14 protein-coding genes and 3 tRNA genes are annotated in these 16,399 nt (G+C 50.5%); 2 read left to right on the top strand and 15 right to left on the bottom strand.

Annotated elements, in window-relative coordinates; all coding sequences use genetic code 11:
• Positions 1 to 72: 72 nt before the first annotated feature.
• From F6R98_RS09745 to F6R98_RS09685, 13 genes are all read right to left on the bottom strand, one after another.
• Positions 73 to 339 carry a DUF4404 family protein gene (locus F6R98_RS09745; RefSeq protein ID WP_194270212.1) on the bottom strand — a complete coding sequence of 89 codons (267 nt, stop codon included), beginning with the start codon at positions 337 to 339 and terminating at the stop codon, positions 73 to 75.
• 75 nt (positions 340 to 414) lie between these two features.
• The gene (locus F6R98_RS09740; RefSeq protein ID WP_153248845.1) at positions 415 to 1,455 is read right to left on the bottom strand and encodes a potassium channel family protein; all 1,041 of its coding nucleotides are present in this window, start codon (positions 1,453 to 1,455) and stop codon (positions 415 to 417) included.
• Between the two features lie 332 nt (positions 1,456 to 1,787).
• Positions 1,788 to 2,150 carry a ribosome silencing factor gene (rsfS, locus tag F6R98_RS09735; protein WP_455423472.1) on the bottom strand — a complete coding sequence of 121 codons (363 nt, stop codon included), beginning with the start codon at positions 2,148 to 2,150 and terminating at the stop codon, positions 1,788 to 1,790.
• A gap of 21 nt (positions 2,151 to 2,171) precedes the next feature.
• Positions 2,172 to 4,052 carry a SurA N-terminal domain-containing protein gene (locus tag F6R98_RS09730; RefSeq protein WP_153248844.1) on the bottom strand — a complete coding sequence of 627 codons (1,881 nt, stop codon included), beginning with the start codon at positions 4,050 to 4,052 and terminating at the stop codon, positions 2,172 to 2,174.
• 73 nt (positions 4,053 to 4,125) lie between these two features.
• Positions 4,126 to 4,202 (bottom strand) — tRNA-Asp (locus F6R98_RS09725).
• A gap of 5 nt (positions 4,203 to 4,207) precedes the next feature.
• Positions 4,208 to 4,283 (bottom strand) — tRNA-Val (locus tag F6R98_RS09720).
• A 24-nt stretch (positions 4,284 to 4,307) separates the two neighbouring features.
• Entirely contained in the window at positions 4,308 to 4,580 is a 273-nt protein-coding gene (locus F6R98_RS09715; protein ID WP_153250995.1) for an HU family DNA-binding protein, read from the bottom strand.
• Between the two features lie 199 nt (positions 4,581 to 4,779).
• The gene (gene lon / locus F6R98_RS09710; protein ID WP_153248843.1) at positions 4,780 to 7,215 is read right to left on the bottom strand and encodes an endopeptidase La; all 2,436 of its coding nucleotides are present in this window, start codon (positions 7,213 to 7,215) and stop codon (positions 4,780 to 4,782) included.
• Between the two features lie 246 nt (positions 7,216 to 7,461).
• Positions 7,462 to 8,736 (bottom strand): ATP-dependent Clp protease ATP-binding subunit ClpX, encoded by a 1,275-nt coding sequence (clpX, locus tag F6R98_RS09705; RefSeq protein ID WP_153248842.1) that lies wholly within the window; start codon positions 8,734 to 8,736, stop codon positions 7,462 to 7,464.
• Positions 8,737 to 8,816: 80 nt separating this feature from the next.
• Positions 8,817 to 9,458 carry an ATP-dependent Clp endopeptidase proteolytic subunit ClpP gene (gene clpP, locus F6R98_RS09700; RefSeq protein WP_407079287.1) on the bottom strand — a complete coding sequence of 214 codons (642 nt, stop codon included), beginning with the start codon at positions 9,456 to 9,458 and terminating at the stop codon, positions 8,817 to 8,819.
• A gap of 22 nt (positions 9,459 to 9,480) precedes the next feature.
• A complete protein-coding gene (gene tig / locus F6R98_RS09695; protein ID WP_153248841.1) occupies positions 9,481 to 10,797 on the bottom strand; it encodes a trigger factor in 1,317 nt (438 codons plus the stop codon).
• Positions 10,798 to 10,907: 110 nt separating this feature from the next.
• Positions 10,908 to 10,992 (bottom strand) — tRNA-Leu (locus tag F6R98_RS09690).
• Positions 10,993 to 11,121: 129 nt separating this feature from the next.
• Positions 11,122 to 11,619 (bottom strand): DUF1269 domain-containing protein, encoded by a 498-nt coding sequence (locus F6R98_RS09685; protein ID WP_153248840.1) that lies wholly within the window; start codon positions 11,617 to 11,619, stop codon positions 11,122 to 11,124.
• A gap of 177 nt (positions 11,620 to 11,796) precedes the next feature.
• Here F6R98_RS09685 and F6R98_RS09680 point away from each other — a divergent pair, with 177 nt between their 5' ends.
• Together F6R98_RS09680 and F6R98_RS09675 are read left to right on the top strand one after the other, a co-directional pair.
• Complete coding sequence (locus tag F6R98_RS09680) at positions 11,797 to 12,144, top strand: phenylpyruvate tautomerase MIF-related protein (RefSeq protein WP_153248839.1); 348 nt, start codon at positions 11,797 to 11,799, stop codon at positions 12,142 to 12,144.
• A gap of 6 nt (positions 12,145 to 12,150) precedes the next feature.
• Entirely contained in the window at positions 12,151 to 13,056 is a 906-nt protein-coding gene (locus F6R98_RS09675) for a CPBP family intramembrane glutamic endopeptidase (RefSeq protein ID WP_153248838.1), read from the top strand.
• Between the two features lie 26 nt (positions 13,057 to 13,082).
• Here the strand turns inward: F6R98_RS09675 and F6R98_RS09670 are convergent, their stop codons facing one another.
• Positions 13,083 to 14,468: a GGDEF domain-containing protein gene (locus tag F6R98_RS09670; protein WP_153248837.1), complete on the bottom strand. Its 1,386-nt coding sequence runs from the start codon at positions 14,466 to 14,468 to the stop codon at positions 13,083 to 13,085.
• On the bottom strand, positions 14,469 to 16,103 hold the full coding sequence (locus F6R98_RS09665; RefSeq protein ID WP_153248836.1) for an alpha-D-glucose phosphate-specific phosphoglucomutase: 1,635 nt from the start codon (positions 16,101 to 16,103) through the stop codon (positions 14,469 to 14,471).
• Positions 16,104 to 16,399 lie beyond the last annotated feature (296 nt).

Here is a 16,399-nt window from a genome sequence, read left to right as displayed (position 1 = left end):
TTTTTTGTGGTAATTTCTCCGGCACGAAGCGCTCCTGATTGTTGCAATGCGGTAAGGATAAAAAAGGACGGCTCAAATGCCCGAGTTACCCAATATCACCAGAATATCGTTCAGAATACCGGTTATGCTTGGATGCTTAACTTCAAACTCGGTAAGCGCTTCGCTTACTTCCGACAACAGTGCATGCGGAGCCTCGGCTTCCGTGCGCTCTTCCTGACTGTCCTCAATGGTATCCAGCAATGCCAGCAGCCGTTGCTTATCATCATGCGCGCTGTTTTCAATTTGATCGATCTCCTGACGCAATGCATCCAGCGCCCGCGAAATTTCAGACTTGCTCATGATTTTCTCCATCATCTGACTAAATATTAGGGGATGTAGTATAAACCTAAAAACGACGCCTGTTTTTTCACCTGACTATCCGGCCAACAGGTTTTCGAGTCTATCCAATTGTTCTACCGTTCCCAACGCCAAAAGTTGATCGCCCACCTGTACCACGGTACTGCTATCCGGGTTGGGTATTACTTCGTTTTCTCTGACCAGAACCAGCACATTGGCGCCTGTTTCCCGAAGCAGCGTCAAAGAGGATATGCATTTACCCCGCAAAGGAGAAGCGGCTCCTACCGTAATGCTTTCCAGACTGAATTTTTCTTCCCCTTTCTTCATTACATTATCGAAAAAATCGACACAGGCAGGGCTGAGAATCAGATGAGCCAGCCTGCGTCCGCCTATGGCGTAAGGACTAATGGCGCGGTCAGCGCCCGCACGTATGATTTTTGGGATGCTGAATTCATCCAGCGCGCGCGATACGATGTACAGTTTGGGGTTCAGTGCGCGTGCCGATAGAACTATATACAGATTGCTGGCGTCATCGCCGGTGGTGGCAATTAAGCCGCGTGCACTGGACACGCCGGCCATTTCCAATACGCTATCATGCGTTGCATCACCGGCAATCAACAGATAGCCCTGTTGACTCGCCAGTTGCAGCGATTCCGAATTGCTGTCGACGACGACAAACGGCATTTTTGCTTCGTGCAGTTCCATTGCTGCTTGACGCCCTACCCTGCCAAGACCGGCAATAATTATGTGATCCTTGAGCTTTTTGATTTCATGCTGCATACGCCGCTCTCCCCACGGGTCGATCAAGCGGCTGCTCAGCAGGTTTTCTATGATGACCGTGAAACTGTAAAAAAGACTCCCAATACCCGTCAGGGCAATGAAAATGGTAAATATCTTGCCGCTGGCATCAAGCGCTATGATTTCACCGTAACCTATCGTAGAAATAGTGGTAATAGTCATGAACAGACTATCCAGCCATGAAGCGCCTTGCGTTTTCCCCAACCACTTGTAACCCAGCGTCCCGACAACCGTTACCATAACAACCAGCGCCAATGGAATCAGCAGCTTTGCCCGTTGGTAACGCGACGATTCGAAAAGCCTTCCTGATAAAGGTTTCATAGCCGTAACTATTCAGCTCAACCGAGAGTGATGTTGCTTGAGGAACTGTAGCAAAATAGGTATGCGTCCGAATGACCGCAAACAAGCCCCCACCGATGGATACACAGCATAGTTGATAGTCCGCAACGCTTCAACGCGTCTCGGCTGCTTTACCCCGTTTCCGGATGCTTCAGCCATGAACTTCCAAACGTCCAGCCAATGTTACGATCCAAGTATCAAAAAAGTACGAAATTCTCGGGCCTTGAATAAACCAATACTGTTCGGACGGCATGCGTTATTCGCCGCTTCGGTTCTGCGTTCGCCTCCTGGACGGACTATTGAGTATACTTTAACTAACCCATCCAGAGTTTTTCCAGCTGATAAAATTCTCTGGTTTGAGGTTTCATTACATGGATAATTACCTCGCCAAGATCGACCAGTACCCAGTCGCCACTGGCCTTACCCTCCAAACTCAACGTTCGCACGCCAATTTCCCGAGCCTTGTCCACTATCCTGTCAGCCAGAGAACATACATGACGCTCTGATGTGCCGCTCGCAATCACCATATAATCCGTTATGCTGGTTTTATTTCGGACGTCCAGCACCTTGATGTCAGCGCCTTTCCCTGCGTCGAGCGAAGATAGTACATCCGCCAGAAAATCACAGCCATTAAACGCGTCACGACCATTTCGAATAACGACAGCAGCCTGCCCCACTTTTTCCACTTCCGGTAACCGTTATTCTTTTTTATTGGAAACGTGCACATCAGCATTTACTCGTAACTGATCTACCCAGCCATCAAAATCATCCTGCGCCGTTTTTTTCTGAAGATACTCGGAAGCCATCTCCAGCTCCTTGGGGTCGATCTTATTCAGATCGCCGTCCTTGACGGCTATTAACCGAAATATGATCTGGTCGCCGTTATTGAGAGCGGCTTGTACCGGCTCCGCATCCGATAAACTCCTTGGCGCCTTGAATACCGCAGCAATCAGCTCTGACGGCAGATTGTTGCCGGTGCGCAGCAAATTCTGGGATTGCTGTAATATATACCCGCCTGACTTCGCCAACGCCGACAAACTTGCTCCCTGTTTTGCCTGTTCAAAGAGTTCATTGCTTTTCTTCCTCGTTTGTTCCCGCTTTTTCTGCTCGCTTAGTCGCTTAATTATATCCGGGCTCACAGTAGCCAAATCGAGCGTTGCCGACGGTATATGCGTTTTCACTCGCAATACGGCTACACGCTCGGCCCCCAATTCGATTGCTTCGCTGTTTTTACCGTTCAGCACGTCATCGCTAAAGGCGGCATCGCGCACCGCTGCTTCGGAGGTAATTCCATTCCCTGCCTCATTATGCGTAAATGGCGCCGTTTCCTGTATTTTCAGATTCAGAGCGGCGGCGGCTGCCTCAAGGCTATCCGGATGTTCAAAAGCCTGTTCGGTCAATGTTTGTCCGATTTCGTAAAAACGATTTTCCGCCGCGCTACGCTGGGCAGTTTTCAGTAGTTCCGGGCGCATTTCCTGGAATGAACGCAATTCATCGCGATCGATTTCCGTTACGCGTATTAAATGATAGCCGAATGCCGTTCTAACCGGAGCTGAAACCTGCCCCTTGGCAAGCTTGAAAGCCGCGTCTGAAAAACTGCGATCCATGGCGTCACGGCTCATTATTCCCAAGTCCCCGCCTTTTGCCGAAGAAACTTTGTCATCGGAGGATGTACTTGCCAGACGCGAGAAATCTTCACCCTTAATAATGCGCTGATATATCTCGCCGGCTTTATCTTTCGCCTTCCTGTCTTCTTCCGGATTTACCGCTGCATCAGCTGCAATAAGAATATGGCTTACACGGCGACGTTCGTTGTTGGCAACATGATTTTTCTGCTCTTCATATAAGCCCTTCAGATCATCTTCGCTTACCTGACTAGCACTCGCTACATCATCAAGCGAAACGCTGAGATATTGTATGGCAACTTTTTCCGGGGTAACGAATTCCGCTTCATGCTCATGATAGAACGCCGTTATTTCATCGCTGCCTACGTTTTCTATGTTTCTCTGCAATGCAATGGTCAAATATTCAATGCTCCGGCTTTGATTACGCAAGCGATAAAATTCTTCCAACTGCCTGTGCGTAGTAAAAGCTGTTTCAGTTATTCCGCGTTGAACTTGCTCCTGGATCAATGCGTTGCGTATTTGCTCTGCAAACTGTGCAGGCGTCGAGCCTTGAGCTCGCAATACCTGTTTGTATTTTTCCTTATCGAATTGAGCATCGGTTTGGAAATACGGTAAGCCCTGTACAAAAGCACGGATATCCTCGTCGCCGACAACCATCAGGTTATCGCTGGTGAACTTTGCTACCAGGGTGTCCGCAATCAGCTTGTTTAATGCCTCCTGCCTGATCTGGGTTTCGTCGTACTGCCCCAATCCGGCGATACTGGATAGCATACCTTCGTAAGCGCGATTAACGTCCCGTTCGAATATTTCATGTCCGCTAACTTGGGCGACAGGAGTTTCTTTCCCCCCCTCGAAGTAGTTTTCTATACCCCAAAGCGTGAAAGGAATGCCTACCAGAATCAACATGGCCCAGGCAAAGACCCCTTGAGCTTTGTCACGTATCGCTTGCAACATGAAGCACCAACCCGAAAATCAATATAGCGTACAAAAAAAAACCCCGCGAAATAAATCGCGGGGTTTCGGTTCTTGGCGGAGCGGACGGGGCTCGAACCCGCGACCCCCGGCGTGACAGGCCGGTATTCTGACCAACTGAACTACCGCTCCAATTTTGGTGGGTGCTGTAGGGATCGAACCTACGACCCTCGCCTTGTAAGGGCGATGCTCTCCCAGCTGAGCTAAGCACCCAGTATCTCTTTACTGAATATCCGATTAGTCTACAGCATCTTTTAGGACTTTACCAGCTTTAAATGAAGGAATTTTTGCTGCCTTAATAGTAATGGCTTCCCCACTCTGAGGATTGCGACCCTGACGTTCCGCTCTTTCCTTCACGGAAAATGAACCAAATCCCACTAGTGAAACTGTATCCCCTGTCTTTAATGCATCCGTAACGACGGTAACGAATGCATCCAGTGCACGCCCCGCATCCACTTTGGAGATATCCGCTACACTGGCGATTTGATCGACGAGTTCCGCTTTGTTCATGATTTCCTCTATTTGATTCAGTACTGAGTAAACGACGGATGAATACCAGCCGCCGGTTTTAACCGTTGCTGGTGTAATCAACGCGCACCTTGTATCATGCCCCTGGTGGCATTACGAGTAAATGTATCAGTTCCGCGAAAGCAGTGTCAAGAAACGTGCACTGCCGGCGTATGTCTCTAGATAACTGATTTTCTTTGCCTCAATGCGCAGTTCTTTTGCCGGATTTGACTTGAGGTTTCGTCGGCTTGCCTATTTCCGCCTCAACAACAGCCGGGATAACCTCAAGCGGTTCGGGCATGCGTTGCAAAGCCGTCGCAAAAACCTCGTCTATCCACTTTACAGGGATAATTTTCAGATCCTTTTTCACATTAGCCGGAATTTCGGCAAGATCTTTTTCATTTTCTTGCGGAATCAACACAGTATGAATCCCTCCGCGCCGCGCTGCCAGTAACTTTTCCTTGAGTCCGCCGATGGGCAATACCTCTCCACGCAAGGTAATTTCGCCGGTCATCGCCACATCCGAACGCACCGGGATGCGTGTCAATGAGGAGACCAACGCGGTACACATTCCTATTCCCGCGCTGGGACCGTCTTTGGGCGTAGCGCCTTCCGGCACATGAATGTGTACATCATGCTTTTGATAAAACTCGGGGTCGATACCCAGCATTTCCGCTCTTGCACGTGCGACAGTCATGGCGGTGCGTATCGACTCCTGCATGACTTCGCCCAGTTTGCCGGTATATGTCTGCTTACCGGTGCCGGCAATAACAACTGCTTCTATCGTTAGTAACTCACCGCCGACTTCAGTCCATGCCAGACCTGTAACCTGCCCGACCTGATCGCTTTCTTCCGCGCGGCCAAAGCGGTAGCGTTGAACGCCGAGATAGGTATCGAGGTTTTGCGGAGTAATGGTTGTTTTGCGCGTACTTGGCTTCAGCAACAGATTTTTTACAACCTTGCGGCATATCTTGGATAAGTCGCGCTCCAATCCGCGCACGCCAGCTTCGCGCGTATAATAACGAATAATATCGCGTACAGCCGCCTCACTGATGCTGATTTCCTTTTCCTTCAGTCCGTTATCCCTGATTTGTTTCGGAATCAGATACTTCATTGCAATGCCGATTTTTTCATCTTCGGTATAACCCGCTATGCGTATCACTTCCATGCGATCCAGCAAGGGAGCAGGAATATCCATGGTGTTTGCCGTAGCGACAAACATCACGTCGGAAAGATCGAAGTCGACCTCAAGATAGTGGTCGCTGAAGGTATGGTTTTGCTCCGGGTCCAGAACCTCCAGTAAGGCTGATGACGGATCGCCACGAAAATCCATCGCCATTTTATCAATTTCGTCCAGCAGGAACATCGGATTTCTGGTTTTCACTTTAGCCAGATTCTGCAGGATTTTTCCAGGCATGGAACCGATGTAGGTTCTCCGATGCCCGCGAATTTCAGCTTCGTCGCGTACACCGCCCAGAGCCATGCGCAGGTATTTTCTATTGGTCGCCTTGGCTATGGATTTACCCAGCGAGGTTTTACCTACGCCCGGTGGTCCCACCAGACATAGGATAGGGCCTTTTATCTTGCGGACTCGCTGTTGCACGGCAAGATATTCCAGTATGCGTTCCTTGACTTTTTCAAGACCGAAATGATCGGACTCAAGTATGGCTTCGGCGTTTTTCAGGTCATGATTGACGCGGGTTTTCTTTTTCCATGGAACGTTAATCATCCAGTCCAGATAATTGCGCACTACGGTAGCTTCCGCCGACATCGGCGACATCAGTTTCAGCTTGTTCAGTTCAGCGACGGCTTTGCTGTGAGCCGCTTCAGGCATTCCGGCTTTCTCAATCCGGTTTGCCAGTTCTTCCATTTCATTGGGAACGTCATCGAGTTCGCCAAGCTCCTTTTGTATCGCCTTCATTTGCTCATTAAGGTAATACTCGCGCTGGTTTTTTTCCATTTGCTGCTTGACGCGGCCGCGGATGCGCTTTTCCATTTCAAGAATATCGACCTCGGTTTCCATCAGGGTCATCAAGCGTTCCAGACGAGCCGCAATATTGCCGGTTTCGAGCACAGCCTGCTTATCTTCAACCTTGATGGTCATATGTGCAGCGATGGTATCGGCCAAACGACTGGGATCATCGATACCCGACAGCGAATTCAGCACTTCTGGCGGTATGCGTTTGTTGAGTTTGACATATTGATCGAAAGCGCTGATCGCGGTTCTGACCAGTACGTCCAGCTCTTGCTCGTTAACGCTCAGTTCATCGGTCAGGAGTTCCGTATACGCAAGAAAATGGTTCTCCTGCTGTTCGTAACGAGTTACACGCGCGCGCACGCTACCTTCCACCAGCACTTTGACAGTACCGTCGGGCAATTTCAGCAACTGCAGGATATTCGACAGTGTTCCGACGTCGAATAAATCCGCATGCTCAGGATCGTCGACCTCGGGATCCTTTTGCGCGACCAGCATAATCTGCCTGTTATCGCGCATGGCGATATCCAGGGCCTCTATGGATTTATTGCGCCCTACGAAAAGCGGTATCACCATGTAGGGGTAAACTACTACATCGCGCAACGGTAAAACCGGCGCTGCACGACCGTCTAATGCGTCTGGCCTATCCAAATCTTTTTCCATTACTGACTCTCTCTACGTTGCTGTTATCACAGATATAGGCATGGCTAAACAGAAAATCAAGGCCGATGTGCAATCAAATAACAGAGTATCCATTCACAGTATGTTGATAAAGATAAGGCGAACCAAATCCGGTAAAACCGTTTGCGGCGCAGTTTGAATCTACCGCGACATGCTTCCTTACTACTACCGGATTGCATCGGTCATGATTTAAAGACGCTCGCTGGATGTCACCAAATGGATTGACGCTTAGCTCGAAGCCGCTTGCTTCTCTTCACTTCGATAAACCAGGTACGGTTCGTTTATCCCCTCGATTACTTTTTCGTCGATAACAACCTTGGAGATATTTTCAGCAGACGGAAGCTCGTACATGGTGTCCAGCAATGCGTACTCGACTATCGTTCTTAGTCCTCGCGCGCCGGTTTTACGATCCATGGCCTTGCGGGCGATGGCCTGCAGGGCGTCATCGCGTATTTCGAGCTCGCACCCTTCCATTTCGAATAATTTTTTGTATTGTTTGACCAGAGCATTTTTAGGTTTGACGAGTATCTCCACCAAACCGGCAACATCAAGCTCGTCCAGCGTTGCAACAACCGGTAATCTGCCAACGAATTCGGGAATCAATCCGTATTTGATAAGATCTTCCGCTTCGACTCCGGCCAGCAGTTTACCTATGTTTTTCCTGTCGTCCTTGCTCTTTACTTCAGCGGAAAACCCGATACCGCCTTTTTCCGAGCGCGCCTGGATCACCTTGTCCAGACCCGCAAACGCGCCGCCGCAAATAAACAGCATGTTTGCGGTATTGACCTGGAGGAACTCCTGCTGCGGATGCTTGCGCCCGCCCTGAGGCGGTACCGAAGCAACTGTTCCTTCGATCAGTTTCAGCAGCGCTTGTTGAACACCCTCCCCCGAAACGTCGCGCGTAATGGAAGGGTTGTCGGATTTACGAGATATTTTGTCGATCTCGTCGATATAAACGATTCCGGACTCGGCCTTTTCGACATCGTAATCGCATTTTTGCAGTATTTTCTGCAGTATGTTTTCAACATCTTCGCCGACATACCCCGCTTCGGTCAAGGTAGTAGCGTCTGCGATGGTAAACGGTACGTCGAGCAGGCGCGCAAGCGTTTCAGCCAGCAAGGTTTTACCCGACCCTGTCGGCCCTACTAAAAGTATATTGCTTTTTGCCAGCTCGACATCATTGCTCTTTTTGCCCTGCACGCGCAGGCGTTTGTAATGATTGTAAACGGCCACTGCGAGAATACGCTTTGCCTTATCCTGGCCGATCACATATTCATCCAGAACCTGCTTGATTTCCTTGGGCTTGGGTAAGCTATCAGCCGACGCGGCTTCCTGCTCCTCCAGTTCCTCGCGGATTATATCGTTACAAAGCTCTACGCATTCGTTGCAAACATAAACCGACGGACCGGCAATCAGCTTGCGAACTTCATTCTGGCTCTTGCCGCAAAACGAGCAGTACAACAGCTTGCCTTTTGTAGTTTTACGTTTTACATCGTCACTCATGATCTACCTCGATTGTCAAAACGTAACTCAAAACCGTGGCGGCGGGAATATCCCGCGCCACCGGCGACTTTAAGTTTATGTTATGCGGCATCTGTTTCATTGCGTTTTGTTAATACTTTATCGACGATGCCATATTGAACCGCATCGTCCCCTCCCATGAAATTGTCTCTATCGGTATCCTGGCGAATTTTTTCCAGCGGTTGCCCGGTATGCTGAACCAGAATATTGTTAAGCCGTTCCCTGACCGCCAGAATTTCGCGCGCATGAATGTCAATATCGCTCGCCTGTCCCTGAAAACCGCCCAAGGGCTGATGAATCATCACTCGCGAATGGGGCAGGCAGTAACGTTTTCCATGCTCGCCGCCCGCCAGCAGTAAAGCGCCCATACTGGCTGCCTGTCCGATGCACAAGGTACTGACGTCAGGCTTGATAAACTGCATCGTGTCGTAGATTGCCATGCCGGCGGTCACCGCGCCGCCAGGTGAATTAATATAAAGATAAATGTCCTTATCCGGATTTTCGGACTCGAGAAATAATAATTGGGCGACGACCAGATTGGCCATGTGGTCTTCGACTTGTCCTACCAGAAAAATGACCCGCTCTTTCAACAGGCGCGAATATATATCGTAGGCGCGTTCGCCTCTGGCGGACTGCTCGATAACCATCGGTACCAGACCGCCGGCATTACGGATAGACTCGGCCTTGTTACTGTAACTCATCATATTTAATGCTCCTAAACCAGAATCAGGCCATTTGCCGTGCAGGTTCCACCAGTGTTTGAAAATCTACAGACTCTTCTTTGACCGTTGCCTTGGACAATATCAGGTCTACCACCTGATCTTCAAGTACCATTTCTTCAATATGGCGCAATTGATCCGGATTATTGTAATACCAGTTTACGACCTGCTCCGGGCTTTCATAGCTGCTCGCTGCATCCTCGACGGACGTACGCACTCGTCCGGCATCCACTTTCAACTTCTCGTTTTCCACTACCTGATTGATTACAAACCCCAGCAGTACGCGTTTGCGCGCAAAAGGCTCAACCTGTTCTTTCAGCTCAGGGGACACAGCTTCTTTCCGTTTATTATTACGCTGTGAGGCATTATCGTTTGGCGTAAGCATCGCTTCAATTTCCTGCTCCACCAGCGCTTGCGGCAATGGAATGTGGCTATGCGACTCGCTCAATGCGCTCATCATGGCGTCTTTGGTTTTTTTCCTTAGCGCGCGATGCATTTCTCGCTCCAGGTTGTCTTTAACCATGCAGCGAAAAACATTGATATCGTTTTCGGCGCCAAACGCCGTGAAAAAGTCGGCATCCAACTCTGCCAATACCGGAGCTGAAACCTTGATAACTTCGACGGTAAACGAAGCGTTTTTTCCTGCCAGATCCGCTTTGCCGTAATCTTCCGGAAAAGCAAGATCGAAACTGCGCGTCTCGCCAGCCGACGCACCCAGCAGATGGTCTTCGAAACCCGGTATGAAGCGTCCGGAACCCAGTTCCAGTGGCATGTTTTCAACCTTGCCCCCGGTTAAATCCTGTTCACCGGCACGACCTTCCATGCTGATAAGCAACTGGTCGCCGTTTTGCGCCTGACGCTCCACTTCATTCCATGTTTTGCGCTGTTCTCGCAGCTTTAAAACCATGACGTCTACATCGCTTTCGGTTACTTCCGAAACATAATGCGGCAAAGTCAATGACTCCAGCGCCGTCACGGCAACTTCCGGCATAACTTCGAAGCTGGCTATATATCGCAGGTCGCTGTCTTCCTGCAGGTTTTCCGGTTCGATTTCCGGTGCTGCGGCAGGTTTCAGCTTTTCGCGCAGGACGGCTTCACGGAAACTGGACTGTATAACGTCTTCCAGCACCTCGAAGCGCACACTGGCGCCATAGCGCTGACGAATCACGCTTTCGGGTACTTTCCCGGGCCTGAAACCGTCAATTTTCGCTTGCCGGCTCAGCGACTTCAGCCGCTTGGCTACCTGCTCCCTGATTTGATTTTCTGGCACCTGAACAGTCAGTTTACGACCTAACTCAGACACGGCTTCGACGGAGACCTGCATTTTATAAACCTTAACAAAACATATGGAATCTAAAAAACCAAGACAGCACACAGCTTGCCGGAGGCTGTCTTTGCGCCTCCGGACATGCTCGTATGCGAAATGGATGGGGTTGGTGCGAATGGAGAGACTCGAACTCTCAAGGGTTCCCCCACTGGAACCTAAATCCAGCGCGTCTACCAGTTTCGCCACATTCGCTTGAGAACTAGGATTTGATTATACTCAAATCGCCGGGCATTTGAAAACAGCATCCGCGCTGTTTTCAAAGATTCACGCAAAGTAGTTTTAATCCCGCGTCAGTACGGGAAAAATTGCTGGCGATTTAGCTCATTCGCCGCGTTTCGCGGAGTCGAGCGCCTGTTGCAGTTGCTCCTCGTCTTCATGACTCAGCGAAGTCTTGATAATACGCCCGCCGACGCCCTTCAATTCTTCCAGCACCTTGTCTGGAGTAATTTTTCTGGCCAGAATGAATAAAGCCGAGGCGCCTGGTTTTAATGACTGGCTCAAATCCTTCATAAACTGGTCGTTGATTCCTACATCGGAGAGCGCTCCGGCCACCGCTCCGGATGCCGCGCCTACAGTTACGCCCAATAGCGGGTTTAGGAACAGCAAACCGATCAACAGTCCCCAAAAACCGCCGCCGGTAGCGCCGATCGCTGTCAGATTGGTGGCCTGATTCAGCTTGATGGTACCGTCCGTCTTTTTTATTGCAACCACAGCATCTTCGAGATCAATCAAGTATTCGCGCTGCAGACGCAGCAGCGAAAGCCTGACTTCTTCCGCCTTATATGCATCGTCGTATCCAATTACGATCAGTTCACTCATGTTTATCTCCTGTAGCTAAGGTTGTCCGAAAGACGCATATACATTTGTTTATCGCATTGTACAGTGCTTCGCTATGGATACAAGGTCCGGACAAGGGCAGCGGGTGGATAGCGGTAACCGTAAACGTTAGGGCATAATAGCATCTCGTTAACCTGGACCTGACCAGCGGAGAAGAGTATGCCTTTTTTAAAATTAAACACCAACATCAGTCTGAGCGAACAGCAAACGCAGCAACTGCTCGGCGAGCTTTCCAGGCTTATTGCCAAAGAAACCGGCAAACCGGAAAGCTATGTCATGCTGGAAGTCGCCGGAGGACTTTCCATGCTGTTCGGCGGCAGTGATGAGCCGCTGGCCTATCTCGAATGCAAGAGCATAGGTTTGAGTCCCGCACAAGCCAAATCTCTATCGGCCTCGCTGCCGCAACTGCTGGAGGAGAACCTGAAGCTGTCGCGCGATAGAATTTATATCGAGTTCAGCAATGCACCGGGCAATTTTTGGGGATGGAACGGTTCGACGTTCGGTTAGGAAAACATGAGTGCACTTGCCTTGACGGGAAAAGCGGCGCGTCTCCTTTTCCTTTTTTCGACGCCATTTATCTATTTTGCGTCATGCTTGCTGGTGGCCGCTGCGCTGGCATACCCGCTATACAAATTACATATTATCCCGCTCGATTTTCACGGGCATGTTTCGCGCGGCGCCTATTTGTTACTGGTTTTAGGTATCTATCCCATAGGACGCTGGCTCGGCATTGGCCGTGCAGAACTAGGCCTGAGTTTTTCAGCAAGCCAGTCCTTGAGACGCCTGAGCAGCGGCTTCGGCTGGGGAGTACTGATGCTGGGCGTGCATACTCTGTTTCTGATTATACTCGACATACGGCATATCGACCCGGAGCGGCTCGGCTTGAAAACACTGCTGGATGCAGCCTGGAAAGCGGCTTTGGTCGGACTGATCCTGGGTATTGCGGAAGAATTGCTGTTCAGGGGTTTTTTGCTGGGCGCTCTCAGAAATAAGGGTGGATGGGTCATTGCCGGAATTACCAGCTCCTTCTATTATTCAGGACTGCATTTCCTCAGTACCGATTTGAGACCGGGAGCCGAAGAAGCGCAATGGTTTTCCGGTTTCATATTGCTGGATAGTGGACTTAAACATCTTGTCGGCACACAACTGGATGACTTTATGGCGCTATTCGTCTGCGGATTGTTTTTGAGTGCTATACGTATCAGGCAACCGGAACAAGGCCTGGCGTTCACTATCGGCATTCATACAGGCTGGATTTTTGTCATAAAAATCGTCAAGTCGTTTACCACTTTGACGGTTCCTTCCCCGTTTGCATGGCTGGTCAGCAGTTTCGATGGCATTATCGGATGGTTTTCCATCGTATGGATCAGCTTGCTGATTGCTTTTTTGCTAACCCGCACAAGACACCCCCCCAGGTAAACTGATTTAGCCCGGCAATAGCGGCATTACCCAGGCGGGCGACTATTCGTATTCATGTTGCCGCTCCGCGCTTCCGAATGCCGAGCGGCGTAAGCAACACGGTTGCGTCCGCCATTCTTCGCTTCATATAAACGCTTATCGGCTGCAGCCAGCATCTTCTCAATGCTGTCAACCGCCGTGTCGTCGCTCAACCCCATACTCATGGTAACCAGCAAACCGGGGTGAAGATCGCGCCAGGTGTGTTTTTCTATACAGCTCCGCAGCGCTTCGCAACGATTCGCCGCATGTTGCAACGAACAGCCGGCAAAGGCAATGACAAATTCCTCTCCTCCGTAACGCGCCGCTATGTCGTTCTGGCGGAGATTCTGTTGTAGCAACGTAGCGACCCGGCGCAATACTTCGTCACCGATTGCATGGGAAAAATTATCGTTGATGGACTTGAAATGATCAAGGTCACCAACCATAACGCAAAAAGGGGCGTCATTTTGCAACGACTGCAGGAATAAAAAAGCGGCCTGCTCATCGAAATGGCGACGATTGTATAAATAGGTCAGCGGATCACGAATACTCAACTCCTTCAACTGCTCCGATTGAAATCGTAATTGATCGGAAGTCAACTGCAACGCTTCATGGGTTTGCGCCAATTCAATGCTCATGCGATTGAAAGCGGCAGCCAGCACGCCCATTTCATCTTTGGAACGCACCTCTACCCGCTGGCGCAGAGCGTCTCCGGGACTCATCGAACGAATCGCTGCCGTCAATTCGCGTACTGTCGCGCTAAGACGATTACCAGTCAGCACCCCCAGCACGATAGCCAGCCCGCCAGCGACGGCCATTCCGCCGATTAACGCTTCGCGCATAATTTTCAGATAGACCTCATCGCGGATATTCAACTGCGGCGTGCCGACAGGCGGTATCGCCAGCACCTCCACCCTCCCGTTGGCGCTGATCGGCCGCCCCGTCAAGCGGAGACGTTCATCGACCAAGTCACCATTAAGGTAATGTCCGGCGCCATGCAGTACTCGTCCCTGCAAATCGATGAGCAAAAACATGAATGGCGGTGTACGATCCGATGTTATTGTATTCTCGGGTTGGCTGCCATCTCCATCAGCCAGTGGAGTCCCGCTCGATCCGCGAATGGCGTTGTCTGCTGAACCGGCCTCCGGGAATCCCTGGAGGAAATGCACGCGCCTTGCGAAAGCAGGAAAAGGCTCGACATGCTGCCCCTTTTCCCATGAGCCGTAGCGGTTCAAGTAGGCCACTACATCCTGCTGAAAGTCCTGGAATGCAAGTTCTAGAGTTACAGAGAGAAAATCCCGCTTTAGCTTCAAGTAGGCTATTCCCCCCACCGAAACCGCCGTAATCAAGCTGATAAACAGCATATTCACAATCAGCCTGGTGCGTAACGGCATTTAGGTAATCACGCTCGGACCGGACATGCCGGAACGTTGATGCACCTGGCTAAGCGACTCGGCAATTGCAATCAGGTCGCTCAGATAGACCTGTGTTTCCTGATCGTGCAGGGAGGCGCGACGCTCGTAACGCTCGATATAAATTCGCAACGTAGCGCCCTCAGTACCTGTTCCGGATAGACGGAATACTATTCTGGAACCGTTTTCAAAAATAACCCGAATGCCCTGATGCTCCGTAACCGAGCCGTCAATTGGATCTTTGTATTTGAAATCATCGGCCAATACAACGCGGTAAATGCCGAATTCGGCACCGGGCAGTTGCGCCAGCTGAGAGCGAAGGTGCGCCATGATATCTTCCGCTTTGGCGCTTTCGATACTCTCATAATCATGGCGAGTGTAGTAATCGCGGCCAAAATTGGACCAATGTTCGCGCAGGATATCCGAAACAGGTTTCTTTTTGATGGCCAGCAGGTTCAACCAGAACAGCACCGCCCACAAGCCGTCTTTTTCGCGAATATGGTCCGAGCCGGCTCCAAAACTTTCCTCGCCGCATACGGTAATTTTGCGCGCATCCAGCAGGTTTCCGAAAAACTTCCACCCGGTCGGCGTTTCATAGCTATCGATGCCGACGGCGCGCGCGACACGATCCACCGCCTGACTGGTAGGCATAGAACGAGCAACGCCGCATAAACCCGATCTATAACCCGGCAACAGGGAAAGATTCGCAGCAATAACAGCCAGACTGTCGCTTGGCGTTACAAAGAAACGAGAGCCCATTACCATGTTTCTATCGCCATCGCCGTCGGAAGCCGCACCCAGCGCGGGAGCGTTCGGCCGCTGCATGATTTCGACCAATTGACGAGCGTGAATCAGATTGGGATCCGGGTGGCCGCCGCCAAAATCCTCAAGCGGTATCGCATTGATAACCGAACCATGAGGCGCGCCTAGACGGTCCTCCAGAATACGGCGGGCGTAAGGGCCGGTTACTGCATGCATCGCATCGAAACAGATCGTCAGTGCGCCTGAACGCAGCGCTGAGCCTATTAGTTTGAAATCGAAAAGATGAGACATCAGGTCGGCATAATCGGCTACCGAGTCGATAATTTCAACGGTAGTGGGACCGATTTGCCGGCTACCCAGGGTATCGATGTCTATCGGAGAGATGTCGGCTATACGGTAAGCTGTCAATTTTTTACTGCACTCGAATACCGAATTGGTAAATGTTTCGGTAGCCGGTCCTCCGTTGGCAAGATTGAACTTGATACCGAAATCTTCTTCGGGGCCGCCTGGATTATGGCTGGCGGACAAAATGAAACCGCCATCCGCTTTGTATTTGCGTATGACGCAGGAAGCAGCCGGCGTCGATAGTAAACCGTTCTGACCGACGAGCAGGCGCTCTATCCCGGAAGCAACAGCCATGCGTATAATTATCTGTAAGGCCTCCCGGTTGAAATAGCGTCCGTCGCCGCCCAGAACCAGGACCTTTCCCGATACATCGCCGATAGTGTCGAAAACCGACTGAACGAAGTTCTCCAAATAACCCGGCTGCTGGAACTGACGTACTTTTTTTCGCAGACCGGAGGTACCCGGCTTCTGATCAGTAAAAGCGGTGGTCTGATGCAAATCTATTTTCATGGCTGGATATATAACACGCATTTCAAGTAAAACAAAAACAGCGCCCTCGGGGAGCCATCACCCTAAATTTTTCAGATATCGAAAACTATATTTTTTACATAACCAAACTAGTAGCAACAAGTGTGACGCCATCACGGCAGGAATCCGTTCTTCTCAATCAGGCACGCACAGTACCTTGGGAAGATGCCCCCCAGCCGGCCCCTGACTCAACCCGACCGCTTCGGCCATCGCGCTAAGACACTCACTGTATAGTTACCTTCTTTCTTATTTTACCGAATAACCCCGTGTTCTGCTTT

Source organism: Candidatus Methylospira mobilis, assembly GCF_009498235.1.
GTDB classification, from domain to species: domain Bacteria; phylum Pseudomonadota; class Gammaproteobacteria; order Methylococcales; family Methylococcaceae; genus Methylospira; species Methylospira mobilis.
Note: the sequence above shows the minus strand (reverse complement) of the source record. Positions and strands in the feature narration are given on the sequence as shown.